Source organism: Myxococcus sp. AS-1-15, assembly GCF_020037055.1.
In the GTDB taxonomy this organism is placed as follows: Bacteria; Myxococcota; Myxococcia; order Myxococcales; family Myxococcaceae; genus Myxococcus; species Myxococcus fulvus.
The window spans coordinates 126,044-152,954 of sequence record NZ_JAIQDF010000023.1; the positions used below are offsets into that span (position 1 = coordinate 126,044).

Consider the following 26,911-nt stretch of genomic DNA (forward strand, 5'->3'; position numbering starts at 1 on the left):
CATGGATCTCAAACTGCCCCTCGTCTACGCCCCCATGGGTGGCCGCCTCGTCGAGGCCTGGGTCCCCGCCTTCTGGCCCGCCCTGCACCGCGTGGGCCCCAGCCTGTCCGCGCTGCGCGACGACCTGGCGCTCGCCATCATGGAGCGCTTCGAGAAGGAGCACCCGTCGCGCGTGGCCAGCTACCAGCTGCCTCCGCACCTGTCGCTCAAGCACGTGAAGGTGGACACCGAGGCGAGAGATCGGGAGAAGGGCCTGCGCATCGCGCTGGAGGGGCGCATGGCGGTGCTGCTGGAGAAGTGGCCTCGCGATGACTTCTGGGTGGTGACGCCCACGCGCATGCCGGAGGCCCGCTTCGCCATCGCCCGGCCCGAGGACCTGCCCAAGGCGCTGGGGCGCAGGCTGGGCGCGTGGTGCCTGGAGCACGGGCTGAAGAACCTGGACTCGCGCTGGGCCCAGGGCCGTGAGCGGCTGGAGCTGCTGGAGGTGGATGCCTACGCGCCCTCCATCCTCCCGCGCACGCCGCCCCGGCCGCCCAAGCCGCCCCGGCGTCGCCGCGCGTCCGCGTCGGAGTCGAAGCAGACCGCGACGCCGCCCGAGACACCGGAGCAGCGAGAGAAGCGGCGCAACCGCAGGCGGCTCACGCTCACGGAGCTGCGCGAGGTGGCGCGCAACCTGAGCCACGCCGCGCGCGACGACGGGCTGGAGCATTGCTACGGCCGCGAGTCGCTCGTGCGCGAGGTGGTGGACGCACTGGAAGGCCGCGAGGGCGCGGCCATCGTCCTGGTGGGCCCGCCGGGCTCGGGCAAGACGGCGCTGGTGCACGAGGTGGTGCGCCGGCTCACCGTCCGCCAGGACGCCGCGGGACAGCGCCGGGACGTGTGGCGCGTGGACGGCAACCAGTTCATCGCGGGCATGAGCTACGTGGGCCAGTGGGAGGCGCGGGCCCGGGGCGTGGTGAAGGAGCTGGTGGAGGTCGCGGACCTGCTCTACGTGGACGACCTGGCGTCGCTCGTCTACGCGGGACGCACCGCGAACGAGCGCACCAACGTGGCGCAGTTCCTGGAGCCGCACATGGCGCGCGGCGAGCTGACGGTGCTGGCCGAGTCCACGCCGGAGCGCTTCGAGCGCGTGCGCGAGGAGGCCCCCACGCTCGCCTCGCTCTTCCGCGTGGTGCACGTGCCAGCGCTGGAGCCCCGCACGACGCTGCCCGCCCTGCTGGGCACGCTGCGCGAGCTGGAGGGCTCGGGTGACGGCGGGCCCGCGGTGCGGCTGTCGCCGCTGGCGCTGGAGACGCTCCTGGACCTGCAGCACCGCTTCGTCGCGCACGAGTCCTTCCCGGGCAAGGCGGTGCGCCTCTTGCGCCGGGTGCTCGCGCGCCCGGGCACGGTGGAGCAGAACGTGCGGCGCTTCACGGAGGTCGACGTCACCGCCGCGATGCGTGAGCAGACGGGCCTGCCGGACTTCGTGCTGGGCAGCGCGCCGCCCCGCCCCCGCGAGGCGCTGGAGCGGGCCCTGGCCACGCAGGTGGCGGGGCAGCCGGAGGCCGTCGGCGCCGTGGTGGACGCCATCCTCACGCTCCAGCGCTCGCTGCAGCCGCCGGACAAGCCGCTGGCCACGTACCTCTTCGTGGGCCCCACGGGCGTGGGCAAGACGGAGACGGCCAAGGCGCTGGCGCGCACCCTCTTCGGCAGCGAGGAGCGGCTGGTGCGCTTCGACATGTCGGAGTTCATCTCCGCGTCCAGCATCACCCGCCTGCTCGGGCGGCCCGGTGCGCCGGACGGTGAGCTGACCACGGCGCTGCGCACCCAGCCCTTCTGCGTCGTGCTCTTCGACGAAGTGGAGAAGGCGCACCCGCGCGTGTTCGATGCCCTGCTCCAGTTCCTCGGCGAGGGGCGGTTGACGGACGGCGCCGGGCGCACCGTGGACGCAAGGCAGGCGGTGGTGGTGCTCACGTCCAACCTGGGCGTGCGCGAGGCCGCCGCCCGCACGGGCTTCCACCGGGCCCCCGAAGGCGCGGAGGCGCACTACCTCTCCGCGGTGCGCGCGTTCTTCCGCCCGGAGTTCTTCAACCGGTTGGACCGCGTGGTGCCCTTCCGCTCGCTGACGCCCGCCGCGCTGCGGCTCGTCGTGGAGCACGCGCTGGAGTCGCTGCTGTCGCGTCGGGGCATCCGCCGGGGCAACGTGCTGGTGGAGGTGGAGTCCCCGCTGCTCGACCTGCTCGTGGAGCAGGCCTATGACCCGCGCTATGGCGCGCGTCCCCTGAAGCGCGCGCTGGAGCGTCGCCTCACCGTGCCCCTGGCGCATCACCTGGTGCGGCGCGGTGGCGACGACCTGGCCCGCGTGGAGCTGTATCGCCAGGGTGACGACATGGGCCTGTCCGTGGAGCTGCTCGTGCGCGAGCCCGCGTGGGCGCCCGAGCAGGCCGCGAGCGCATGGACGCTGCCCGCGGTCTTCCGTGCGCTCGAGGAGGTCACCGCGCGGCTGGACGCGCTGCTGGCGGCGGAGGCGAAGCGCGCGGAGGCGGGAGACGTATCGACGAGCCCCGAGGCGCTGGAACTGGGCGAGCGCCTGGAGCGACTGTCGGCCGAGGCCCTGGACATCCGCGAGAACGAGCTGGCGGACCGCGACTTCCTCGAGACGGAGGAGCGCGCGGGCAAGGAGGAGCGCCGCGCGTACGACTCCAGCTGGCACAACAAGGGACGCGGTGGACTGAGGCCCCGTCCGGCGTACGCCGCGCAGCCCCTGCCGGTGTCTCCCGAGGAGCGGCTGCGCCGCTGCCGCCCCAAGGTGATGAAGCTGCGGGATGAGGTGGAGTGGCTCGCGCACCAGCTTGGCCGGCGCGAGCGCGGCGTGGAGACGCACAGCCTGTTGGTCGAGGGTCTGGCCGACGCGTCCACCTTCGCGGTGAGCGCCGTGACGGGCTCGTTGCCCCAGGGGCTCGGCCGCTGCGTCGTCCTCGAGGAGCGCGTGGAGCCGGATGGCAGGACATCATGGGAGTCGAGCGGGACGGCGCTCCCCGTCGGAGCCCGCGTCCGGCGCGCGGTGGTGACGCTGACCGCGTTCGGTCTGTCGGACGTCCTCCCCCAGCTGGAGGGCTACGCGCTGGTCCTCATCCCTCGCGATGACGGCCCCAGGCCCGCGCTGCTGCGCGTGGAGCGACTGGAGGGCTCGCCGGAGCAGCTCGCGGACGTGGCCCAGCGGGTGGCCGCGCGAGACCAACTGAAGCTCGCCGAGCAGCAGGCACGCCGCGCGGGCACGGCCCCCGCGCCCACCCCGGGCCGGGTCGTCCTGGAAGGAATGCAGCCGCCCATCCAACACCTGGCGAGCGGACGGCCGCCCGCGGACGCCGTCACCTGGGCGGCGCGAGTGCTGCGCGAGCAGTCCCGAGGAGGGCACTGACATGGAGAAGAACTTTCACCTGTTCGTGCGCAGCTACCCGGGCGTGGGTGTGGCCGCGCACGTGCTGACGCATCCGCACCTCGCCTCGTTCGCGCCGGACCTGGCGACCGCGCGCCTGGACGTGACGGAGGTGCTGGGGCGGCTGCTCAAGCGCGGTCAGCTCCACGATGAAGTCACGCACTGGCCGGACCTGCGCACCAAGAAGATGAACCTCACCGTGCGCGCCGTACAGCACGGGCGGCTGTTGCCCGTGCCCCTCAAGCTCACCGTGGTGACGCGCGGTGGGCGCGGCGGCGGCAAGGCGGAGCGCGCGAAGCGCAAGGCGGGCTCGGGCAAGGACCCCGTGCACGTCTGGGTGCCGCGCGTGGACGTGCAGGGCTCGCTGCAGGACCTCTCCGACCTGGAGGCGTACGTGGAGGAGCTCGTCCGGCACGAGCTCTACCTCGCGCCCCTGGAGCGGCTGCACTCGCTGGCCTACCTGGGCGATGAGACCGTCGAAACCCTCTCCGTGTCGATGAAGCACCGTGAGGCACCCCGCGCGACCCGGGTCGACGAATCCCGGAGCGCCGAGCGCAGACCGCCTCCGCCCCCCGCGCTCGCGGAGGCCAGCCGCTGCCTCAACGAGGAGGTCCGCGCGGGCCTGCTGGAGCGTGCGTGGGAGCGCAACAAGGAGGTGGGGCTGCTCACCGAGGCCGTCACCGCGCGCGCGCGCGCCAGCGTGCTGCTGGTGGGGCCGCCCTCCGTGGGCAAGACGGCGCTGGTGCACGAACTGGTGCACCGCGCCGAGTCCGCCCCCGCGGGCAACCCGCTCCACGGGCTGGAGGTCTACAGCACGTCGGGGGGCCGCATCATGGCCGGCATGGCCTACCTGGGGCAGTGGCAGAAGCGCGTGCAGCAGATGGTGCTCGAGCTGCGGGTGCGCCGCGCGGTGCTGCATTTGGACAGCCTCTCGGAGCTGCTCTCGCTGGGCGGCGGCGACACGGGCCTGGACGTCGCGCGGCACCTGCTGCCCGCGCTGGAGGGCGGCGAGGTGGTGCTGGTGCTGGAGGCCACCCCCGAGGACGTCGCGCGCGCCGAGCGCACGCATGGCGCCTTCCTCCAGGCCCTGCGACACCTCGCGGTGGAGCCGCTGCCCGCGTCCGCCGCCAGGGCCGCCGTGCAGCAGGCCTCGCAGCGCGTGGCCAAGACGCGCAAGGTGCGCTTCACGCCGGAGTCCCTGGAGCGCGCGGCCGAGCTGACGGAGCGCTTCGGCGAGGGGCCTCCGCCCGGTGGCGCGGTGTCGCTGCTGCGCGCCGCCACGTCCCAGCTCGACTCGGGCGCGGAGGTGGGCCCCGGCGCGGTGACGGCCGCCTTCTGCACGCGCACGGGCTATCCGCGGGAGCTGGTGGACGCGTCGATTCGCCTGGACCCGGACGCGCTCCTGCGCCGCTTCCGCGAGCGCATCGTCGGCCAGGACGAGGCCACGCTGCTGTTGCGCAACCTCGTCGTCACGCTGAAGACGGGCCTCGCCGACCCTTCACGTCCCCTGGGCGCGTTCCTGCTCCTGGGCCCCACGGGCGTGGGCAAGACGGAGTCCGCGCTGGCCCTGGCGGAGTACCTGTTCGGGGACGTGTCGCGGCTGGCGCGCTTCGACATGGCCGAGTACGCGGCGCCGGGCAGCGCGGGGCGCCTCGTGGGCGAGGTGGGTGGACAGCAGGGGGGGCTTGCGCGGCGGGTGCGCGAGCAGCCCTTCGGCGTAGTGCTGCTGGATGAGGTGGAGAAGGCGGACGCCGGTGTGCACGACCTGCTGCTCCAGGTGCTCGGCGAGGGGCGGCTCACGGACGGCACGGGCCGCACCGTCAGCTTCCGCAACACGGTGGTGCTGCTCACCAGCAACCTGGGCGCGGAGTCGGCGGCGCGCTCGCTGGGCTTCGGCGGGGATGGGCCTCGCGACATGGAGGCCCACTACCTGGGCGCGGCCACGGCCTTCTTCCGGCCGGAGCTGCTCAACCGCTTGGACCAGGTGGTCCCCTACCGCGCCCTGTCCGCGGACGTCATCCGCACGCTCACCCGGCGCACGCTGGACGCCGCCCTGGGACGCGAGGGCCTCTCACGGCGGGGCGTGAAGGTGTCCTTCGGCGAGGACGTGGTGGACTTCCTCGCCCGGACGGGCTTCGACGCGCGCTACGGCGCCCGGCCCCTGAAGCGCGCGGTGGAGCAGCACGCCGTCGTCCCGCTCGCCCAGTGGCTCGCCGCCCATGCGGGCGCGCCCCACCGGCACGTGGAGCTGCGCCTGGGCAGCGAGGAGCGCCTGGAGGTGGTGCCCCGGGCCTGACATCAACTCGTGACAGGGCTCTGCTATCGTCGCCCACGCCCTCCCCACCCGGAGCCAGACCCCTCCTTCATGCGCTGTGTCGACGAGGCCGTCTTCATGAAGTTGCTCCTGGGGGAGCTGTCCCCCCAGGAGTCCGCGGAGGTGGATGCGCACCTCGACACGTGCGCCTCCTGCAGGTCCATGGTCGCCGAGGGCCTGCGCGCCCAGTCCCCGGACGCCGCCGGCGCGGAGCCGCCCACCGAGCCCGCGCAGCCGTTCCCAGGCCGCCCGGACGCGGCCCTGGAGAAGGGCACCGCCGTGGGCCGCTACCTGGTGCTGGAGCTGCTCGGCGCCGGGGCCATGGGCGTCGTCTATGGCGCGTATGACCCGGAGCTGGACCGCCGCGTGGCGCTCAAGCTGCTGCGCACCGGCGCGCTCGGGCTGAACGTCGAGAAGGAGCGCGCGCACCTGCTGCGCGAGGCGCAGGCCATGGCCCGCGTCTCCCACCCCAACGTGGTGGCCGTGTACGACGTGGGCACCTTCGGCCAGCACGTCTTCCTCGCCATGGAGCGCGTGGAGGCCCGGACGCTCGTCGAGTGGCTGAAGGCCGCGCCGCGCCCGTGGCGACAGGTGCTCGAGCTCTTCCTCGACGCGGGCCGGGGGCTCGCCGCCGCGCACGCCGCGGGCGTGGTGCACGGCGACTTCAAGCCCGCCAACCTCCTGGTGGGCGACGACGGCGACGTCCATGTCACCGACTTCGGCCTCGCGCGCCTGGGCGCCGCCACCGCGACACAGGGCGCCGCCACCACGACGGAGGGTGCCGCCACCGCGGGCATGGAGCGCTCCGTCATGGGCGGCACGCCGGCCTACATGGCGCCGGAGCAGCTGCTCGACAAGACACGCGCGAGCGCGGCCGGGGACCAGTTCTCCTTCTGCGTGGCGCTGCACGAGGCCCTCTACGGCGCGCGGCCCTTCGAGGGCGCCACGCTGGCGGAGCTCTCCACCCAGGTGTCCTCGGGGCAGGTGCGGACCGCGCCCGCCGGCACGCGCGTGCCGCCGTGGGTGCGCCGCGTGTTGCTGCGCGGACTGGCCCGGCGTCCCGAGGACCGCTTCCCGCATCTGGGGGCGTTGTTGGACGCGCTCCAGAAGGACCCCTCGGCCCGATGGAAGCGCGGGCTCCAGCTGGCCAGCGCCGTGGCCGTGCTCGGCGCGGCCGTGGGCCTGACGCACGCGGTGCACACCCGGGGCGCCCGCTCCTGCGCGAGCGCGCCGGACGAGATGACCGCCGTCTGGGGGCCCGAGCAGCACAACGCCATCCAGAACGCCTTCGCCGCCACCGGCCGTCCCTACGCCACCGCCGCCTGGGAGCGCGTGCGCCGCGAGCTGGACGCGTACACCGCCGCGTGGACGACCACGCGCATCACCGCCTGCGAGGCGACGCGCGTGCGCCAGGAGCAGCCCGAGGAGGTGATGGCGTGGCGCATGCGCTGTCTCGACAACCGGCTGGCGGACGTCTCTGCGCTCGCGCGGCTGTTGTCCCAGGCGGATGCCCGGACGGTGGACGAGTCGCACCGCGCGGTGAAGGGGCTGCCGGCGTTGTCGGGCTGCTCGGAGGCGCTCGCGCCGGGCGGGGCCGTGATTCCCGAGGGGCCCGAGGCCCGGGCCCAGCACGCCACGCTGCGCGCCACCCTCGCCCGGGGCCGCGCGCTGCTCTCCACCGGGCGCTATGCGGAGGGCGTCGCGCTGGTGGAGCCCACGGCGCTCGCCGCCCGGCGCGCGGCGAACCGGCATGACGGCGCCGAAATCTCGCTGCTGCTCGGCGAGCTGCGCGAGGGCGCGGGCGACTGGCGCGGCGCGGAGGCCGCCCTCTTCGAGGCGCTCAACGCCGCGGAGGCCACGCGTCAGGACGCCGTGGCCGCGCGGGCCTGGACGCTGCTGGTGCGCGTGACGTGCATCGGCCTGGACGAGTACGAGCTCGCCTCGCGCTGGAAGGACCGGGCCGCCGCCGCCATCGAGCGACTGGGCGGCGGCAACGAGCTGACGCGCGTCAACCTCCTCACCTACTCCGGCACGCTCTTGCGCAAGCAGCGCCGGTTCGAGGAGGCCGTCGAGCTCCAGCGGCAGGCGCTCCTGTTCGCCGAGAGCACCTTCGGCCCGGACAGCCTGGAGGTCGCGGACGTGCTGCTGGAGCTGGGCTCCACCCAGTGGGTGCACCCCCGGCTGGAGGAGGCGAAGGCCCACCTGGAGCGCGCCGCCGCCATCACCCAGCAGGCCCTGGGCCCCGAGCACCCGGACGTCGCGCGCGTGCGCATCGCCATGGTCCCCGTGCTGCGAGACTTGAACGAACTGGACGTCGCGGAGCGCATCGCGCGCGAGGCGCTGGGCGTCTTCGAGCGCACGCTCGGCCCGGAGCACCCTCGGGTGTACGACGCGCTCAATGACCTGGCCTCGACGCTCGTCGTCGAGTCGCGCACGGACGAGGCCCTGCCGCTGTACGAGCGCGCGCTCTCCATCGTCGCGAAGACGGACGGCGCGGTGAGCCTGGGCGCCGCCGTCATCAACGCCAACCTGGGCGTGCTCTACTTCCAGAGCGGCAAGCACGACCTCGCGCTCGAGCGCTTCCTCTCGGCGGTGAGCATCCGTGAGAAGGCGCGCGGCCTCACGGACCCGGGGCTCGTCAGTCCGCTGCGGCTGGTGGCCCGGGTGCTTGGCTTGAAGGGCCGGTACGAGGACGCCCTGCCGCACCTGCAGCGCGCCGTCGACATCCAGATGCAGCAGGCGGACGACAGCGCCAGTCAGTGGACGCTCAGCCTGAGGGACCTGGGCGCCGCCTTCCTCAAGCTCGGCCGGCCCCGCGAGGCGCTGGCGCCGCTGGAGCGCGCCGTCGCGGGCTGGGACAAGGCCCTGCCGGGCCCCGGCCACCGCACCGAGGTGCGCTTCTTCCTGGCCCAGGCCCTGTGGGACTCCGGCAAGGACCGCGAGCGCGCCGTGCGGCTCGCCAACGAGGCGAAGGCCATGGCCCTCACGGAGGACCCGTCCCCGAGGACCCAGCCGCTCATCGACACCTGGCTCGCCGAGCACCGCCTGCGCTGAGGGCGCTTCAGCGCGGCGTGGGCGTCGCCTGCTTGTCGGCGAGGCTGCCGCGCTTGCCCTCCTGCCACTCGTCCCAGAGGTTGAAGGAGCGCAGCTGCTGGGGCAGGTCCGTCGCCTTCATGAGCGCCTCCACCTCCGCGCGGCCCTGACGCCCCAGCCGCTCCTCCATGGTGGCGAAGCCCCACGCCAGCGAGCCCACCACCGCCGCGTTGCCGCGCAGCGTGCGCGCGTCGCACTGCTCGAACTCGTCCGAGCGCGCGTGGTAGTTGGGCCCGTACGTCGCGGACTCCTGGTTGGCGATGAGGTTCGCCACGCCGCTGAGCATGAAGTCCAGGTTGTCGGTGCCCACCACCGGCACGTCGACCTGGGTGAAGGGCCCCAGGCCCGCCACTGGCGCGAGCGCCCGGTCCACCAGGGGCACCAGCGGAGGCCGGCCGTTGGTGAAGAAGCCGTTGATGCGCCCGCAGCCGATGTCCACCGACAGCGCCATGACGTGCCCGTCCAGCTCCGCCGCGTGCGAGCGCACGTAGCCCGCCGAGCCATACAGACCCTGCTCCTCGCCGTTCCAGAGCGCGAAGCGAATCGTCCGCGCGGGCTTGAGCCCCAGGCGTCGAATCTGCCGGGCCAGGTCGATGAGCATCGCCACGTTGGCGCCGTTGTCGAGCGCGCCTCCGCCCAGATCCCAACTGTCCAGGTGCGCGCCCAGCACCACGACTTCGTCCGGCTTGGTGGTGCCCCGAATCTCACCGATGACGTTGCGCGCCTCGTAGGGCCCGCCCGTCTTCAAATCCAACGCCGCGCTCAACGTGAGGGCCGTGCCCGCGCGAAGCAACCGCTGCGCGCGTCGGGCGCCATCGCGCTCCATCACCATCATGGGCCGGGTGTTCTTCGCGCCCGTCGACACGTTGTGGCGGTAGAGCTGATTGCCGGGGCGGCTGCCCATGTAGACGACGCCCGCGGCACCGGCGGCCACCGCGCGCGCCTCGATTCCCACCGCCTCCGCGTACTCGCGGAACAGCCCGTCCACGTCCCGCAGCTCGTCCGTCTCCACCAGGACGAAGGCGCCCTTCACCTTCGCGCCCACGCGGGCGTGGTCCGCCTCCGTGCCTCGCCCCAGGTCGATGAGCGGCGCGGTGAGTCCATTCTTCGGCGTCGCGGCCGAGAAGGGCATCGCCGCCACCCGGGGCGAGAAGCGCACGCCCTTGCCCTGCACCGTCGCGCTCGCGCCCTGCTCCAGCCACAGCGTCGGCATCCGGAACGGCTCCGCCTTCGCGCTGACGCCCGCCTCCCGGAAGCGCTCCAGCGCCCACTCCACCGCGCGACGGTTGGCCTCCGAGCCCGTGGCCCGCCCACCCACCTCGTCCACCAGCGAGCGCAGGTCCTCCACCATCGGCGTGGCCCCCAGCACCGCTCCCGTCAGCGACATCACCTCCCGCTCGCGCACCGAAGGAGCCTGAGGCTCGGCCTCCACCCGCTGCGACGACACGAGGACCAGCGACACCAACGCCGCGCTCCAGGGCTTCTGACGTGAGGACATGACGCGCAGCATTCACAACCTCCCGCGTCTGCTTCAAGCCGCAAGGCGCCACGGACCTCGCGGTACATCCGACTACAATCGTTGTTGTGTTTTATCTGCGTCCGCTTGAGTTCCACGCGAGGGGATGGCACACGGGCGGCCCATCCCAGGGCGGCGACACCAGCCGTGGCGCCGTCCTCACCCCGTGGAGGCCCAGACGATGCGTGGGAATCTGAAGCAAGCCATTCTGTGGACGTTGCCGGCGGCCCTGTTGAGCGCGTGTGGTGGAGCGCCCCAGGCGCCCGCCTCCGACGACGCGCCGCTGGAGCAGGGCCAGGCGGGGCTCGTGGCCGCTCCGCCGACACCGCCCAGCGGGAACATCGCGGACAGCGTCGTGGACCAGGGGGTGCTGCCCGTGGGCGGCGCGGTGGCCGGCTACCCGGGCTCGCAGCCCGGCTACTTCGGCTACACCATCCAGGCGAACGCGGGCGCGCAGCTCCGGCTCGAAGTCACGCACCTGGGCAGCTCCATGTACCTGGACACCGGCCTGTTCCTCTACGGCCCCAAGGACGCCAACGGGAGCTTCGGGGTGACGCCGCTCGCGCAGGACGACGACTCGGGCTACGGCACGCTCAGCAAGGTGGAGCTGGTGACGGTGCCGAAGACGGGCGAGTACCTGGCGGTGGTCGGCTTCGTGAACGCCGCGAACAAGCAGTTCCGCCTCGCGGCCTCGTGTGTCGGCGGCACCTGCCTCGTCAACCCGCCGGCGCCGCCCGCGGGCCTCACGCTGAGCTGGCTCGAGCAGCCCATCACCGAGCGCCTCCAGTCCGTGGTCGACCAGGGCAATGACTGGTTCGAGAATGAGACGGGCTCCCTGCGTCGGCTCGACTACTACTGGACCTTCACCGGGCAGGCCACGCTGGACCAGGCCGTCCAGGCGGTGCTCGCCCAGGGGCGCTACCAGGTCTACCGCAGCGACCCCGCGCCGGCGGTGCTCTCCCTGTCGGAGACGAGCAGCTCCATGTGGTTCCAGTTCCGCCCGCTGCTGCCCGTCATCCTGGAGACGTACGGCAACGGGACGGAGACGGTGCAGGTGAAGCGCTACTTCCGCGAGTACTCCACCGGCCCCAACGGAGACACCCACCGCATCCTCTACATCATGCTCTTCCCCCAGTCGTACAAGGTCATCGTCTTCGAGCAGACGTGGCACGAGCTCTGACACACGCGTGAGGGCAGACGGCCCGGCGGGCGCAAGTCCCCGCCCCCAGGTGCCATGCGTCCTCCACTGTCACCCGACGACCGCGGGCTCGCCTCCTGGTGAGCCCGCATCTCCCCGGTGACAGGGAGGATGTACAGACTCGCGGTGGGTGGGGTGTGCCCGGAAGCGCGCGCGGGCACGACCTACCCACCACCCATCCTGGGTGGAGCCGGCCGGGGGAACACCGTGTGCGGGGACCAGGCGCCAGCGTGACGGACGAGGAGGCCATCGAGGGTATCTCCCCGGAGCAGTCCCGCTTCTTCCTCGAGACGATGGTCGCGGGGGCGCCCGTGGGCCTGGCCTTCGTCGACCTGGAGCTGCGCTACATCCACATCAACGAGGCGCTCGCGGAGATGAACGGCCTGCCGCGCCACGCGCACCTGGGCCGCAAGGTCCGCGACGTGGTGCCGGACCTGTGGCCCTTCATCGAGCCGCACTACCGACAGGTGCTGGAGCACGGGCAGCCGGTGCGCAACCTGGAGATTGTCGGCGCCACGGCCAAGGCGCTCGGCGTCCCCCGCAGCTTCGTCATCAACTACTTCCCCGTGCGGGACGCGGGGGGCGCGATGCAGGGCGTGGGCATCACCGTCGTGGAGACGACGGAGCACAAGCTCGCGCAGCAGGCCAACCGGCTGAATCAGGAGCGCTTCCGCTCGCTGGTGGAGGCCACGGCCCAGCCGGTGTGGACCACGGATGCGCAGGGGGAGCTGACCGAGGCGGCTCCCCGCTGGATGGCCTTCACCGGACAGTCGCGGGGTGCCCACCTGGGGCTCGGCTGGCTCGACGCCATCCACCCCGGGGACCGCGGGCGCTTCGTGGCGGAGTGGCGCTCCGCCTTGAAGACAAGCGAGCCGTACCGCGGGGAGGTGCGCCTGCAGCACCGCGACGGGACGTGGCGGGACGTCATCCTCCGGGGCGTGCCGGTGTTCGACGACGACGGCCTGGTGCGCGAGTGGATGTCCACGGCCGAGGACGTCAGCGAGCGCAAGCAGGCGGAGCAGGAGCTGCGGCAGACGACGCGCGCGCTCGCGGCGAGTGACGAGCGCTACCGGACCTTCCTGGCCCAGAGCACGGAGGGCATCTGGCGCATGGAGTTCGACGCGCCGCTGGACACGCGCCAGCCGGAGGACGCGCTGGTCGACGCCATCATCCGCACGGGCCACATCGCGGAGAGCAACGAGGTGATGGCGCGGATGAGCGGCTTCGACTCCGCTCGCGAGTTGGAGGGCGTGTCGCTGCGCGAGCTCATCCAGCGAACGGGGGGCTCGGCCGAGGCCATCCGAGCCTTCGTCCAACGCGGCTTCCGGGTGCAGGACCTGGAGACGCGCCAGCGGGACAGGAAGGGCCTGGAGCGGGTGCGGCTGTCCAACTTCGTGGGCGTGGTGGAGGACGGCTGGCTCGTGCGGGTGTGGGGGACGCAGCGGGACGTGACGGAGCAGGCCCAGGCGCAGCGGGCGCTGGAGCACAGCCGCATGCAGGCGCGCCAGCGGGAGCACCAGCTGCGCACCATCACCGATGCGCTGCCCGCGCTGGTGGCCTACCTGGACCCGGAGGAGCGCTACCTGTTCTGCAACCGCGCCTTCGAGACCTGGTTCGGCGTGAAGCCCAGCAGCGTGGTGGGCAGGACGCTGCGCGAGGTGGGCGGGGAGTTGCTCTATCCCGTCTTCAAGGCCTGGGTGCGCCGCGCCTTGTCGGGAGAGCACGTGGCCCACGAGACGGCGCTCGGCCTGCGCGACGGCCGGCAGATCCATGTCCAGGCCACCTTCGTGCCCAGCGAGGACGCGCGCGGCCGCATCCAGGGCTGCGTGGTGCTCATCCACGACATCACGGACCGCAAGCGCACGGAGGCCGAGGTGGAGGCCCAGCGCGCGCGGCTCTACGACGTGCTGATGAACGCGCCCGCGTCCATCGCCATCCTCTCCGGTCCGGAGCAGACCTTCACGCTGGTCAACCCGAACTTCCAGCGGCAGGCACAGAACGCGGAGCTGGTGGGCACCTCCCTGCGGGACATCGCACGGGAGAGCGAGCAGGTCCGGGCGTACTCGCTGGCCATCGACGAGGTCTTCGCGTCGGGGCGTCCGATGAAGCTCACGGAGATGCCGCAGCTGTTGAACCTGAACGACAAGGGGCTGGAGCAGCACTATTTCAACATCGTCTACCAGCCGCTGCGGGACGCGCGGGGCGAGGTGGACTCGGTGCTGTCGTTCTCGCTGGACGTGACGGACCAGGTCCGGGCGCGCTATCAGGCCGAGGAGCTGGCCGCGCACCAGGCGAGCCAGCAGAAGTGGCTGGAGTCGCTGCTGCACATGACTCCGATTGCCTTGCTCATGATGGAGCCGGGGACGGGGAAGGTGCTCTTCGCCAACCAGGCGGCCCATCAGCTCGCGGGCGGAGAGCTCGCGCTCGGCGTGCCGGTGGAGCGCTACGGCACCGTCTACAACGTCATCGACGAGCACGACGCCGCGCTGCCCAACGAGCGCATGCCAGGAGCCCGCGCGGCGCGGGGTGAGACGCTGCGGCGGGAGCCGATGCGCTGGCGGGTCGCGTCCGGACAGGTGCTCGACATCCTGGTGGACTCCGAGCTGTTGCCCGCGATGCACGGACATCCGGCGACGGTGGTGCTGGCGCTCCAGGACGTGACGCGGCTGAAGGACACGGAGGTGCGGCTCCAGGAGGCGGTGCGCCTGCGAGACGAGTTCCTCACGGTGGCCTCGCACGAGCTCAAGACGCCGCTGACGCCGCTGCAAATCAAGCTCCAGGGGCTCGCGCGCGAGGCCGGCTCGTCCACGTCCGAGGAGCACCTGCGTCACAGCGTGATGCGGGCGGCGGAGAGCACGTCGCTGCAGGTGCGCAAGCTGGCCGCGCTCATCAATGATTTGCTGGACGTGACGCAGTTGGCGGGCTCACCGCTGCCGTTGGAGCTGGGGCGGGTGGACCTGTCCGCGGTGGCGCGCGAGGTGGCGGAGCAGCTCCGGGCGCAGGCGGCGCAGGCGGACAGCGTGCTCGAGGTCGAGGCGCCCGTGGCGGTGGTGGGCCGGTGGGATGCGCGCAGATTGGAGCAGGTGGTGCGGGGGCTGGTGTCCAACGCCATCAAGTACGGGCCCGGCAGGCCCGTGCGAATCCGCGTGGAGGAGCGCGCGGGGCGGGGACGAATCCTGGTGAGCGACGAGGGCATCGGCATCGCGTCCGAGGACCTGGAGCGCATCTTCGAGAAGTTCGGCCGCGCAGTCCCCGCGCGCAACTACGGGGGACTGGGATTGGGCCTCTTCATCAGCCGCCGGATTGTAGAGGCACACCAGGGCACCATCCGCGCGGAGAGCCGGCGGGGCCACGGCGCCACGCTCATCGTCGAGCTGCCGCTCACCGGGCCCGAGCCCACCGCGCCGCCGTCCATCCACTGACGGCATGCCCGCGGCTCCCCGCTGCTCAGTACTCCTGGCAACCCCAACGCAATCCCGCAGAGGTGTTCTTGCAGAGACACACGCCAAGGGCCCCATTCGACTGCCAGGTGCACTCGGCGATGCGCACACGGCAGGTCTGACCGTCCATGGCCTCGCACGCGGGCAGCTCCAGCGACGCCGACTCCGAACTCATCGCGTCGCCCTCCAGCGAAGGCTCGACATCGCCACCACATCCGGACAGCAACGCCACAGCCAATGCTCCGCGAATGATGAACGTCTTCATGGTGTCCCCCTGGGCCAGACTTCTTGGAACTCCAAGAAGCCTAGCATCAAGCCCGGCTACACCGGAAATGTCCGAACGATGGGCAAATCCCTCACGCGTGTCCCCGTCAGGGCGAAGAGCGCATTGGCGATGGCGGGGGCTACCGGGGGCACGCCCGGCTCGCCCACGCCACCCGGGGGCGCGTCACTCTGGATGATGTCCACGTGGATGGCCCGGGGCGCGTCGGCCATGCGCACCAGCTTGTAGTCGCGGAAGTTCGACTGCTCCGTCGCGCCGCCCTTCATCGTGATGGCGCCGTAGAACGCCAGGCTCATGCCGAAGATGACGGAGCCCTCCATCTGCGAGCGGACGCGGTCCGGGTTCACCACCAGCCCCGCGTCCACCGCCACCCACGCCTCGTCCACGCGCGCCCGTCCCGCCGCGTCCTTCTTCATCGACACCACCACGCCCACGTAGCTCAGGAAGCTGCGGTGCGCGGCGAGCCCCAGCGTGCGGCCGTTCTTCTCGCGCTCGCTCCAGCCCGACATCGCCGTGACGCGCTCGATGACCCCGCGCAGCCGCGCCGCGTTCACCGGATGCGCCTCCACCGGCGCGCCATAGTTCGGCAGCGCGCTGACGCCCAGCTCCGCCACGGACACGAGGCGCGGAGGCCCGATCACCTCCAGCAGGTTCTCCCGCGGGTCCATCCCCCGCGCATGCGCCAGCTCGTCCATGAACGAGCCCACCGCGAAGCCGTGGAAGATGTTGTTCACCGAGCGCAGCCAGCCGATGCGCACCTTCGCCAGCGCCTCGCCCATCTCCGCGCGCACGTTCGGAATCGCCAGCGCCAGGTCCAGCACGCCCTGGTTCAAATCCCTCGCCACCGGCCCCGTCACGTCCTCGGAGAACGTGGAGCGGATGGCTGGGAAGGACGTGCGGTGCAGCCACGCCGTCGGCTTGCCCGCCGCGTCCAATCCGCAGCTCAGCCGCTGCGCGCTGGCCGAGTGGTAGTAGTCATGACGGATGTCGTCCTCGCGCGTCCACTGCACGCGCACCGGCACGCCCGCCATCTTCGCCAGGTGCACCGCCTCCGCGACGAAGTCCGCCTTCGACTTGCGCCCGAAGCCGCCGCCCAGCAGCGTGACGTTCACCGTCACCTTGTCCTCGGGCAGCCCCGACGCCTGCGCCGCCTCGGTGCGCGCCGCCTGCGGATGCTGCGAAGGCGCCCACACCTCGCAGACCCCATTCGCCACCCGCGCCAGCGCCACCGGCGGCTCCATGGGCGCGTGCGACAGGTGCGGCGCGTAGTACTCCGCCTCCACCACCCGCGCGGCGCTCGCGAGCGCCTTGTCCACGTCCCCCACCGTGCGCGCCGGCTTGCCCGGCACCCGCACCGACTCCAGCAGCGCCTCGCGGTACTTCACCGAGTCGTACTCGGCGTTGGGACCGTCCTCCCAGGTGATGTCCAGCGCCGCGCGGCCCCGCATCGCCGCCCACGTGTTCTCCGCCAGCACCGCCACCCCACCCCAGCCCTGGAAGACATAGGGCCGCTTGGGCACGGGCAGCTCCAGCACCTGCTTCACGCCCGGAATCGCGAGCGCCTTCGCGGCGTCGAAGCGCACCACCTTCCCACCGACGACGGGAGGCCGAGCCACCACCGCGATGAGCATGCCCGGTAGCTTCACGTCCGCGCCGAAGACGGCCGTGCCCATGACATAGGCCGGCCCGTCCAAGAGCGGCAGCTCCTTGCCCACGTAGCGCAGCTCCGACGAGGGCCGCAGCGCCACGGACTCCGCCTTCGGCACCGGCAGCTTCGCCGCGTCCGCCACCAGCTCTCCGAAGCCCAGCGAGCGGGAGCTCCGCTTGTGGAACACCGCGTGCTCCCTCGCCTCGCAGTCCGAGGCCGGCACCTTCCAGCGACGCGCCGCCGCGGCCACCAGCATCTCCCGCGCCGTGGCGCCCGTGCGGCGCAGCGACTGGTACACGCCCCGGATGCTGCTGGAGCCATCCGTGTTCTGGTCGCCGTACACGGCGTCACCCACGGCCTGCACCACCTTCACCCGCGCCATGTCCGCGCCCAACTCGTCCGCCACCACCACCGGCACCGAGCTGCGGACGCCCTGCCCCATCTCCGAGCGGTGGCAGACGATGGTGACCTGCCCGTCCGAGGCGATGTGCACGAAGACGTTGGGCCGAAGCTCCGCGGGCTTGCCCTTCGCGCCAGGGGCCGCGCCCGCCAGCGTCACGGTGGGCACCACGCCCAGCGCCAGCCCTCCCACCGAGAGGTTGAGCCCTTCGAGGAAGGAGCGCCGGGAAATCAACTCAGGCTGTTGGCTCATCGCGTCCTCGTCACTTCGCGTCGGGCGTGCCCGCGGCCTTCTTCACGGCCGCGCGGATGCGCGTGTACGTCCCACAGCGGCAGAGGTTGCCCGCGAGCGACTGGTCGATGTCCTGGTCCGTCGGCCGCGGCTTCTTCACCAGCAGCGCCGCCGCGCACATCAGCTGTCCCGACTGGCAGAACCCGCACTGCGGCACGCCCAGCTCCACCCACGCGCGCTGGAGCGGATGGCTGCCGTCCGGCGACAGGCCCTCGATGGTGGTGACGCTGTGCCCGTCCGCGCGGCGGATGGGCGTCACGCACGCGCGCACCACCTGCCCGTCCAGGTGCACGCTGCACGCGCCGCACAGCGCCTCACCGCAGCCGTACTTCGTCCCGGTCAGCCCGAGCACGTCGCGCAGCGCCCACAACAGCGGCATCTCCGGGTCCACGTCCAGCACCTGGTCCACGCCGTTGACCTTCACGCGAATGCTCATGGCCGCGCCTCCTCGCTGGGGCACTCCGCGCCCGTCTCCACCCACGCGCCCACCAGCGCGCCGAACTGTTCCTGGGTGCCCGGCGCGGGCTCCCGCCCGGAGCCCGGCGTCCAACCCCACGCCACCAGCTCGTCATGCGCGTTGTGCTCGACGATTTGCGCCAACGTCTTGCCTCCGTTCCTCGCGGGGTCCTTGAGCTGCTCGCACACCTGCCGGGGGCTCTTGCCCACCCAGGCCATGGACAACGGCGCCAGGTGCCAGTTCGGCGCCCCCGGCACGCGCGTCAGCGCCTGGTTGCGGTCCTGGTGACAGCCCGCGCACTCCATGCCCACGACGCCGAAGCCCTCGGGGCCTCGCGTCACGGGCGGGTCATGCGGCTTGAAGCCCATCTCCTGGAAGGGGCTGTCCCCATCCGGATGGCAGTTCGCGCAGCGCGGATGCAGCAGCACGCGACTGGCTTCGAGGAACAGCGCCCGGGAGCGCTGCTTCGGGTCCTCGATGCGCTGGAACATGTCCAGGGAGCGCAGCTCGCGGGCGTCCACCCGCGGAAGCGGTTCCCACTGCGCAGCCTCGGTATCAGGCTGACGCCGACATCCTCCGGCGCCCGCGAGGAAGAACACGGAGGCCATGACCGGAAGGGCGAGCTTCATCGCGACAAGGTTCTGGCATGTCGCCCCCCTGCTCAAGCTGAATGTTCCACGGACTCCCGCCACTGAACGTGGAGGTGGGAGTCACACGCCCCTTTCCCACTTCACCTTGCGGCGGGGTCTCGAGGACGACGCGTCTTGCCCACCGGGCGTCGCGCGCGCCTCGCCGGGGGCGTGGGAGGCGCCTCGCCAGGCCCCTTCCGGGTCCGCTCCGACAGCGCGGCCCTCGGCGCTCGCTTGAGGCTCGGCGCCCGGGGCACCGAGGGAGCCACCACGAACATCATCCAGAGGAAGTCATACATGGGCGAGGACCTCAGAAACCTCGAAACAGGGGACGACCCTGGGACAACCCGGCCCACGGGATGGCGCACGCGACCAGCCCCATCGCGACGAGCAGCCCCAGGGCCCAGGCGCGGTGCCGCGTCACCGACACGTCCGCGCGCTGGCTCAACGCGGACCCCACGTGAGCGACGACCAACGCCAGCAGCATCAGCGTCGGGTGTTCGATGCCGAAGAAGCGCAGCGTCGGGTGGGCCAGGCTCTCGCGCAGACCGCCTTGCAGCGAGAAGGGCGTGAACGGGCTCAGGCCCGAATAGAGCACCATCCCCAACAGCATCTGCGTGTCGAAGGCGGACACGCAGAACACCTGGAGCCGCCGGTCCCCGCGCGTCCACTCACGCCCTCCGCTCCAGCCCCGAAGCGCCCTTCCCAGCGCGAGCACGCCCAGCAGCACCACCGCCCAGCGCACCCACGAATGAAGGAAGAGCACCACCGGGTACGCGCTCACGCTCACCTCTCCGCCGTGGCGGGCATGGACTCAATCCAGCGCTGGACCACTCCGCGCCCCTGCTCATCCACCACGTGGGTGCCGAGGGGAGGCATCTGGACGGGAAGTCCGCGAGCGCTCATGCGGTGGAACAAGGTGCTGCGCTTCACGTCCCCCGGCGCGATGCGAGGCACGGCGTCTCCGAACAGGCCCGTGGTGCGGAAGATGGAGCGCACGCCCACCGCCGTCTTCCACGCATCCGTCAGGTGCACCGAGCCCAGCTCCGCGGCCTCCAGGCGCAACAGCAGCCCGCCGCCTCCGCCCAACGCCAGCGGGTTGGTGTTGTGACAGGACACGCCGCAGTTCATGTGCAGGTAGCCCAGCGCCGCGCGGTCCACCTCGCTCCCCGGGATTCGCGGCGGAGGCTCGGGGGGATGGGTGAGCAGGCCCTCCTCCACCAGCTTCGCCAGCGTCAGTCCCCGCGCCGCCTCGTGCCCGAGCGCCACGGCCTCGAAGCCGAGCACCTCGTCCTCGCGCCCTCCGTGGCACGTCAGGCAGTCCACCTGGCTCGGGATTTCATGGCCCGGGGTCCCCGGCACGTTCTTCTCGCCGTCGGTGAGCTCGGTGGCCTGCTGGCCGTCGTCGCTCCAGCGGTACGTCGTCCGCAGCCACTTGCCCTCGGACTTCTTCCACAAGAGCCGCGTCTCGATGGGCCTTCCCTTCCAGCGGAACTCCTTCCAGAGCTTCGTGCCGGGAGGAAAGCGCCACTCGTCCGGGCGCGAGGTGTCGATGCGCGTCCCGGGCGGCAGCAGGATGAAGCGGGACTTCTCCAGCCCGTCGCTCCAGAGCTGCAGGCCGGGCTCGAAGGCGCGAATCCCGGCGCCCACCGCGCGCTTCTCCCAGCCCTTGCCCCCCTCGCCGTACAGGCCCGTGCAGGCCAGGTGCTGCAGCCCTCCGCCCTCGCAGACGATGCCGCCGTCCACGGCCTTCCAGCCGGCGCCCCCGCGCGAGGAGCGACGCTCACAGCCCGGAGCGAGGAGGACGAGGACGACGAGCCAGACGATTCGCACGCCGCCACACTAACGAAGGGCGCGGGCCGCATCGTGCGTCTTGGTGACGCACCCCGCGTCACCCCGTCTCACTGCCGCACGGGGTGCTTGGACAGCTTGCGCTGGAGGCTGCGGCGCTGGATGCGCAGCAGCCGGGCGGCCTGGGAGATATTGCCGCCACAGTCCGCGAGCACCCGCTGGATGTGCTCCCACTCCGCGCGCGCCAGCGAGGGCACCTGGTGCTCCAGGGCCGCGGCCTCTCCGGCGGGCAGCGTGGCGCCCGCGAAGGCCAGCAGGATGTCATCCACGTCCACGGGCTTGGAGAGGTAGTGCGTGGCCCCACGGCGCACGGCCTCCACCGCCGTGGCGATGCTCCCGTAGCCGGTGAGGACCACCATCGTCGTGCGCGCATCCAGCGCCTTGAGCTCGCGCACCAGGTCGAGCCCCGAGCCATCCGGCAGCTTCAGGTCGATGACGGCGTAGCCGGGGCGCACCGACGGCGCCAGCTCGAGCGCCTCCTTCGCGCTGCCCACGCCGTGCGCGGTAAAGCCCTTGCGCCCGAAGGCGCGCACCAATCGCTCGCGATAGGGCTCGTCGTCGTCGATGACGAGCACCACCGCGGAGGTCTCAGGCCGCTGCATGGACAGCCTCCCTCCGGCACGGCAGCACGAGCGTGGCGCGCGTGCCCCGGCCCTCTTCCGTATCCAGCTCCAGTCGTCCGCCGCACAGCTCCGCGAACGTCTGACCCAGGAACAGCCCCAGCCCCATGCCCTGCCCCGCCGGCTTGGTGGTGAAGAACGGCTCGCCCACGCGCTCCAGCACCTCGCGGGGGATGCCCGTGCCCTGGTCCTCCACCACGAAGGCGGTGCCCTCCGCGTCGCCGTGCACGCTCAACGTGACGGGCGCCTGCGACGCCTCGCTCGCGTGCAGCGCGTTGCGCACCAGGTTGGCCAGCACCTGCACCAGCCCGCGCGTGGGGAAGAACAGCGACACGTCGGGCCCTTGCGTGAAGCGCAGCCGCGAGAGCTCCCCGGCCGACAGCTGCTCGCGCAGCAGCCCGAGCACCGCGCCCGTCGTGGTGCGCTCGGGCACCTCGCCGTAGGTCTGCCCCGCGCGCGCGCTCATGCGCTCCAGGATGTCCCGGCAGCGCTCCACCTGGTCGCGGATGAGCCTGGCGTCCTCGAGCGCCTCGTTCGGCTCCTCCTGGATGAGCGCCTCCAGCTCGTTGGCCGCGATGGCGATGGTGCCCAACGGGGAGCCCAGCTCGTGCGCGGCGCCCGCCGCCAGGGTGCTCAGCGAGGCCAGCTTCTCCGCCCGCGCCGCGAGCAGTTGGGCGCGCACCAGCGCCTCCTGTCGGTCCCGGAGCGCCGCCGACACCCGCGCCACCATCAGCGCGATGAGCATCACCGTCAGCGAGAAGGCGACCCACAGCCCCAGCACATGGCGCGAGTGCGTCGGCATGGGGCTGGCGACATGCGCCACCTCCGCCAGTGGCACGTGCCACAGCATCAGCAGCATGGGGCCCAGCACGGACAGCATGGACAGGCAGACGATCCAGCGCCGCCCCAGCACGAGCGCCGCCAGCGACACGTGCACCAGGTACAGCATGGCGAACGGGTTGTCCGGCCCCCCGGAGAGCGCGAGCATCGCCGTCAGCAGCATCGTGTCGAACGCGAGCACGCCACCCAGGTGGTGCGTCTTCACCACCGGCCCCCGGCGCAGCCACAGCGTCAAGAGCAGGTTGGACACACCCGTCGTCGCCACCAGCGCGAGCAGCGGCACCACCGGCAGGTCGAGCATCAGCACCCGCACGGCCACGATGATGGTGAGCCCCGTGCCCGCCACCGCGTGCCAGCGCAGGCGCGCGAGCCACCGCAGGGCAATCGCGCTGGACGACAGCAGGTCCACCATGTCCTGCGCGGAGCGGTGGAACGCGGAGCGAGGCGGAGGTTGTCTCGACGCCGGCGAGCCACGCGGGGCCGCCTGCGAGTCGGAGGGCGGGCGGAACACGCCTCCTTGTAACCCGTAAGCCCCCGGTCCGCGAGCGCGTCAAGTTGACGCAGGGGCACCGGGCCAGGGAGGAGGAACACGACGCCCCGCTTCCCTGGCCGGTGCGGGGCTTCGGTTAGATGTAGCCCATCAGCTCACCACGGTCCAAGGCCTCGCCCTTCGACGTGTACGAGGAGTACCAGGACGTGTTCTTGGTGCCGTACTGGTCCTTCTGGAAGTGGGAGTGGGGACCGGTGGCGTTGCCCGTGCCGCCCAGGTTTCCGACCTGGCAGCGGTTGCACGTGCGGTCATACGAGTCACTGGTCTTGATCCAATGCCACTGACGGAAGGACCAACCGCTGCCGAGGTTGAGCTTCGCCTCGTTCTGGTTGCCGCTGCCGTTGCCGTTGCACACCACGCCCGAGGTGCGCACCGTCACGTTCCAGTAGACGGTGGCGGACACGCCCGTCTGGGCCCCCCAGTAGTTGCAGCGCGAGTTCGCCACGTCCACGGCGCCGTGGTACGTGCCGCTCGAGTAGTACGTGGTGGCCGTCACGGTGCTCGGATACGGCGCCACGGCGGTGTACGCGAGCGCGGCCGTGGGAAGGGAGACCAGGGCCGCCAGCGCCATCAGGCGCGACTTGGAGCTACGCATCGTTGTTCCTTTCGGGCCGACTGTGCGGCCCCCAGAAGGACTGCTGCTCAGCGAGCCTGACGCAACCGCTGCTTCTCCCTCAGGAGCAGGCTCCACTCCTGAAGACCGGTACTCAACGCGCCAATCCAGGCGTCGACCTCGGCGACCAGCCGAGGGTCGACACTGCGCAGCGCCCGAAGCTCCGGCACCGCGCCCTGGAACCCCAGCCGCGCGAGGCTCTGGAGGATGGCCGTCCGCACACCCACGTCCTGTTCGGCGCGATACAGCGCGCCGAGCGTCTGACGCGCGCGCGCCATCTCCGACGCCGGCACCCCGCCCAGCGCCGTCGCCGCGGAGGCGCGCACCTGCGCGTCATCGCTGCCCAGCAGCGTGTGCAGCGCCCCGGCGGAACCCGCGCCGATGGCCGCGGTGGAGATGTTGCCCAGGATTCTCGCCGTCACCTTCGCGTCATGGGACGCCGCGGCCGCCGCCACCGCCAGGTCCGACGACGGCCCGTGCATGCCCGCGTAGACAAACTGGTTGTCTTCGATGAGGTTCGTCGCGGCCTCCTCGCGGACCTGGGGCGAGGCGTCCCGCACCAGCCGCGAGTACATGTCCCCGGTGTGCTCCTCCGCGCTCGTGCGCCGCAGCGCGCGCGTGGCGGCCGCTCGCACCGCCGGGTCCGCGTCCCCGAGCGCGCGCTTCGCCACGAGCTGGAGCGTGCCCGGGCTCTCGCCCCGGTCCGTCTTCGCCGCCAGGGCCGCCGCCAGGTGCTCCACCATGACGGGCTCCGTCTCGCGCTCGAAGGCCGCGCGCAGCTGCGCCTCGGGCAGCGTGACGGCGGACTCCTTCAACAGCTCGCGCAGGTAGCGCCGGTACGCGGGCGACTTCGACTGGAGCCCTCGACGGATGGAGTCCATCAGCCCCTCCACCGAGCACGTCTCCGGCTGGAGCTCGGGAGGCGGCGCGGACCAGGAAGGGACGGACAGCAGGAGCGACGACAGGGCCAGCAGGCGAAGGGCCCGGAGAAAAGACGAGGTGCGCGTCATGGAGGGCTCAGTCGTGGTGGAGACAGCCGAGGGGGTCCTGGTCCGCCAGCGCGTTCCACACGCGCTCGAAGTCCACGACGCCGCTGGCGTAGATGCGCTCGAAGTCCTGGTACAGCGGCTGGAAGCGCGGGTCGATGAGCGCCATCTTCGCCATGACGGGCAGCGCCTCCTGTCCCGCGGCGCGCGCGGAGAAGCGGAACAACGCCCATCTCACGCACACGTCCTGCTCCGGCTCGAAGGCGCGCGTGAAGGTGTCCAGCACCTTCGTCCGGTCCTCGGACAGGGCCAGGTTGTGCGCCGCGGCGCCGCGCGCGTCGGGGCTGCCCTCGGTGGTGAGCACCTTCGCGTAGCCGTCCGTGGCGCGCGCATCCAGCACCGGCGCCGTCTCCATCGGCGTGGAGAGCGCCATGTAGCGCACGTGCTCGTCGAGCGACTGCGTGCCGATGCTCAACAGTGATTCGAGATAGGGCCCCGCGTTCGCCGTGCGCCCGTAGTCGTTCTTCATCACCCGGGCGATGGTCCGCGCCGCCGCCCACCCCGCCTCACCCGAGGCCGGGTCCTTGGCGAAGTCCGAGAGCTTCGACAGCGCGTCGGGGGAGAGCTGCTTCTGCGTGTCCAACGCGGACAACACCCCCGCGCGCCGCTCGGGCGACAGCTCCACGTCCAGCCCCAGCTCCAGGATGCGCCGGGACACCTCCGGCAGGTGCACCGCGTCCGAGTCCTTCAGCGCCATCGCGAAGACCTTGAACTCCTTCGGCCCCGCCTCGCGCGTCCACTCCAACACCTCGCGCGCCTTGCTCGCGTCTCCGCCGATGAGCTCCGTCAGCCGCTCCTTGAGGTACATCCGGACCAGCGGGTCTCTCGACGCGAGCAGCGGCGCCGCCCACTCGCGGAACGTCTCCACGCTCACGCCGTCGTTGAAGCGCTCCAGCTCCCGCCAGCAGGTGGTGGCGTCGTACCGGGGCGCAGCCTCGACGGCCTCCTCCTCTTGGGCCGCGGCCAAGGCCCGCCCACCCGCGCGAGCGCCCCGATGCGGGGCCCCTCCGTCGGGCGTGACGCCAACAGCCGGCACCGGAGTCGAGGGCGCAAGACTTCCGCGCCAGAAGGTCACCACCCCCACGACCAACACCAGCAACAGCCCACCCACGAGCACGGCGACCACGCGATGGCGCGACAGCCGGCCCGAGGAGGTGGAGCGCGAAGACGATTCGGGACGCATGCCGCGCCGACCCTACTACGTGCTCCAACCACCCAGACCTTAAAATCTCAGAAATCAGATAATTACAGTATTCCTTCGAAGATACAATTCGCTCTGCCTTTCCACGACACGGCGGAACGGCTCATGGCGCAGAGGAAGTGAGCACGGAGGTGGTGGCCGTCATCAGGTTGCCAGAGGCGTCCTTCGCCAGCCCGTACAGCTTGATGGGGCCTTTCACCGAGGGGAGCTTCACGCGCCAAGAGTTCGGTGTGGCGCCCGGCGTGGCGCGCAGGCGGATGACCTCACCGCGCTCGAAGCGGGTGGCCGCGCCCCGAAAGTTGTACGCGAAGGAGATGTCCAGCGGCCGGCCCTGCGGGTCCTTCACCTCGAAGGCCACGTCCGCCCAGGTGCCCGAGGTCTCCTTCTTCACGCCCTGGACGACGAGCGCGCCCACCTCCGGCAGGGGCGGCTGCGGCTTCTGCCCCGTGTACGCCTCGCGCACGGCGTGCCACGCGGGCCGCGTCGACTTGCCCGACAGCATGCCGAGCCACAGGCTGGTGTGGTCGAACGTGGAGCTGAAGTTGAAGACGAAGAGCCCCAGGCAGTCACCGGTGCGCACGTGGGGCGCGAGCAGCGTGTTCCACGCGTCGACGATGACGGCGTACTTCTCCCGGTCATCGGGCTCGCGCGGGACGCCCCGCTCATCCTTGGGCGCGTCCCACTCACCCTGCGCGCCGAACTCGGTGATGAGCCAGGGTTTGGTGGCGCCCTCCTCGCGCAGCGCCTCCGGCAGCGCCTGGAGCCCCCGTCCATAGACATTGAGGCCGTAGGCATCCAGCGACGGGACGAGCTTCTCCCACCACTTCACCGCGAGCACCCACGCATCCACCGAGATGACGGGGTGCGCGTCGTCCACCTTCTTGATGTCCCGGACCACGCCCTCCAGGAAGCGGGCGTAGGCCTCCTTCGCCGCGTCGTTGGGACTGTTGAGGATGACCTCGTTGCCCACGCCCCACGCGAGCACCGCCGGGTGGTCCTTGTAGCGCCGCACGCTCTCCAGCGTGTCCTCGCGCTGCTTCTTCATGCCCGCCGTGTCGGTGAGATAGTCGAACGAGTCGTCGTCCTCCGCGCCGGGCTGGCCATGCCGCATCCACAGCCCGACGAGCACCTTGAGCCCGTGCTTGTGCGCCGCGTCCAACAGCGGCTGCGTCTGCGGCCCCACTCCCCAGGTCCTCAAGGTATTGACGCCGAGCGCCGCGAGCCGCGCGCAGTCCTGCTCGTACGCGGCCGAGCCCGCGCTGCCGCTGAACGTCACCCCCTTGGCGACATGGGGGCGGCCATCCACCTGCAAGCTCCAGCCGCCCTCCCCCTTCACCAGGGTGGTCCGGGCCTCCGCCACCGGACCTACGGACAGCACCACCGCGAACAGCCACACCAGGACGACGCCAGGACAGCGAAGCGTAGGGGCCATTGGTAGATGGGTGGCGCGGTACCGGTCAGCGGCCCGTTTCCACCCGCCTCCTTTCAAACCGTACGTGCGGT

The 26,911-nt window shown here is 71.9% G+C and carries 18 protein-coding genes; 5 read left to right on the plus strand and 13 right to left on the minus strand.

The window, feature by feature from the left end; genetic code table 11:
• Window position 1 precedes the first annotated feature (1 nt).
• From K8625_RS40305 to K8625_RS40315, 3 genes are all read left to right on the plus strand, one after another.
• On the plus strand, window positions 2-3,400 hold the full coding sequence (locus K8625_RS40305) for an AAA family ATPase (protein WP_223745767.1): 3,399 nt from the start codon (window positions 2-4) through the stop codon (window positions 3,398-3,400).
• Window position 3,401: 1 nt separating this feature from the next.
• Window positions 3,402-5,714, plus strand: coding sequence for an AAA family ATPase (locus K8625_RS40310; RefSeq protein WP_223785686.1), 2,313 nt, complete (start codon window positions 3,402-3,404; stop codon window positions 5,712-5,714).
• A gap of 96 nt (window positions 5,715-5,810) precedes the next feature.
• Window positions 5,811-8,786 (plus strand): tetratricopeptide repeat protein, encoded by a 2,976-nt coding sequence (locus K8625_RS40315; RefSeq protein WP_223785687.1) that lies wholly within the window; start codon window positions 5,811-5,813, stop codon window positions 8,784-8,786.
• Between the two features lie 7 nt (window positions 8,787-8,793).
• On the opposite strand, the gene K8625_RS40320 is transcribed toward K8625_RS40315, so the two are convergent.
• Entirely contained in the window at window positions 8,794-10,335 is a 1,542-nt protein-coding gene (locus K8625_RS40320; protein WP_223785688.1) for a M28 family metallopeptidase, read from the minus strand.
• Between the two features lie 187 nt (window positions 10,336-10,522).
• Here K8625_RS40320 and K8625_RS40325 point away from each other — a divergent pair, with 187 nt between their 5' ends.
• Window positions 10,523-11,521 (plus strand): hypothetical protein, encoded by a 999-nt coding sequence (locus tag K8625_RS40325; RefSeq protein WP_223785689.1) that lies wholly within the window; start codon window positions 10,523-10,525, stop codon window positions 11,519-11,521.
• A 248-nt stretch (window positions 11,522-11,769) separates the two neighbouring features.
• Window positions 11,770-14,961, plus strand: coding sequence for a PAS domain-containing protein (locus K8625_RS44340; RefSeq protein WP_370642031.1), 3,192 nt, complete (start codon window positions 11,770-11,772; stop codon window positions 14,959-14,961).
• Window positions 14,962-14,986: 25 nt separating this feature from the next.
• Here K8625_RS44340 and K8625_RS40340 read toward each other — a convergent pair whose 3' ends face one another.
• The 12 genes from K8625_RS40340 to K8625_RS40395 form a co-directional block, all read right to left on the minus strand.
• On the minus strand, window positions 14,987-15,244 hold the full coding sequence (locus tag K8625_RS40340; protein ID WP_223785690.1) for a hypothetical protein: 258 nt from the start codon (window positions 15,242-15,244) through the stop codon (window positions 14,987-14,989).
• Between the two features lie 56 nt (window positions 15,245-15,300).
• The gene (locus K8625_RS40345) at window positions 15,301-17,562 is read right to left on the minus strand and encodes a molybdopterin cofactor-binding domain-containing protein (protein ID WP_223785691.1); all 2,262 of its coding nucleotides are present in this window, start codon (window positions 17,560-17,562) and stop codon (window positions 15,301-15,303) included.
• Window positions 17,563-17,572: 10 nt separating this feature from the next.
• Window positions 17,573-18,037 (minus strand): (2Fe-2S)-binding protein, encoded by a 465-nt coding sequence (locus K8625_RS40350; RefSeq protein ID WP_223785692.1) that lies wholly within the window; start codon window positions 18,035-18,037, stop codon window positions 17,573-17,575.
• Window positions 18,034-18,687, minus strand: a complete 654-nt coding sequence (locus K8625_RS40355; RefSeq protein WP_046714905.1) for a hypothetical protein — start codon at window positions 18,685-18,687, stop codon at window positions 18,034-18,036. Before K8625_RS40355 ends, K8625_RS40350 begins: the two co-directional genes overlap by 4 nt.
• Window positions 18,688-18,997: 310 nt before the next feature.
• The gene (locus tag K8625_RS40360; RefSeq protein ID WP_223745759.1) at window positions 18,998-19,471 is read right to left on the minus strand and encodes a hypothetical protein; all 474 of its coding nucleotides are present in this window, start codon (window positions 19,469-19,471) and stop codon (window positions 18,998-19,000) included.
• A gap of 2 nt (window positions 19,472-19,473) precedes the next feature.
• Window positions 19,474-20,520, minus strand: a complete 1,047-nt coding sequence (locus tag K8625_RS40365; RefSeq protein WP_223785693.1) for a hypothetical protein — start codon at window positions 20,518-20,520, stop codon at window positions 19,474-19,476.
• 68 nt (window positions 20,521-20,588) lie between these two features.
• Window positions 20,589-21,140, minus strand: coding sequence for a response regulator transcription factor (locus K8625_RS40370; protein WP_046714908.1), 552 nt, complete (start codon window positions 21,138-21,140; stop codon window positions 20,589-20,591).
• Window positions 21,127-22,509, minus strand: coding sequence for an ATP-binding protein (locus K8625_RS40375; protein ID WP_223745757.1), 1,383 nt, complete (start codon window positions 22,507-22,509; stop codon window positions 21,127-21,129). The genes K8625_RS40370 and K8625_RS40375 overlap by 14 nt, the downstream gene beginning before the upstream one ends.
• Before the next feature lie 115 nt (window positions 22,510-22,624).
• Window positions 22,625-23,143, minus strand: coding sequence for a hypothetical protein (locus tag K8625_RS40380; RefSeq protein WP_141323642.1), 519 nt, complete (start codon window positions 23,141-23,143; stop codon window positions 22,625-22,627).
• A 47-nt stretch (window positions 23,144-23,190) separates the two neighbouring features.
• The gene (locus tag K8625_RS40385; RefSeq protein ID WP_223745756.1) at window positions 23,191-24,171 is read right to left on the minus strand and encodes a HEAT repeat domain-containing protein; all 981 of its coding nucleotides are present in this window, start codon (window positions 24,169-24,171) and stop codon (window positions 23,191-23,193) included.
• A gap of 7 nt (window positions 24,172-24,178) precedes the next feature.
• Entirely contained in the window at window positions 24,179-25,390 is a 1,212-nt protein-coding gene (locus K8625_RS40390; protein ID WP_223745755.1) for a hypothetical protein, read from the minus strand.
• Window positions 25,391-25,511: 121 nt separating this feature from the next.
• Window positions 25,512-26,804: a glycoside hydrolase family 2 TIM barrel-domain containing protein gene (locus K8625_RS40395; protein ID WP_223785694.1), complete on the minus strand. Its 1,293-nt coding sequence runs from the start codon at window positions 26,802-26,804 to the stop codon at window positions 25,512-25,514.
• Window positions 26,805-26,911 lie beyond the last annotated feature (107 nt).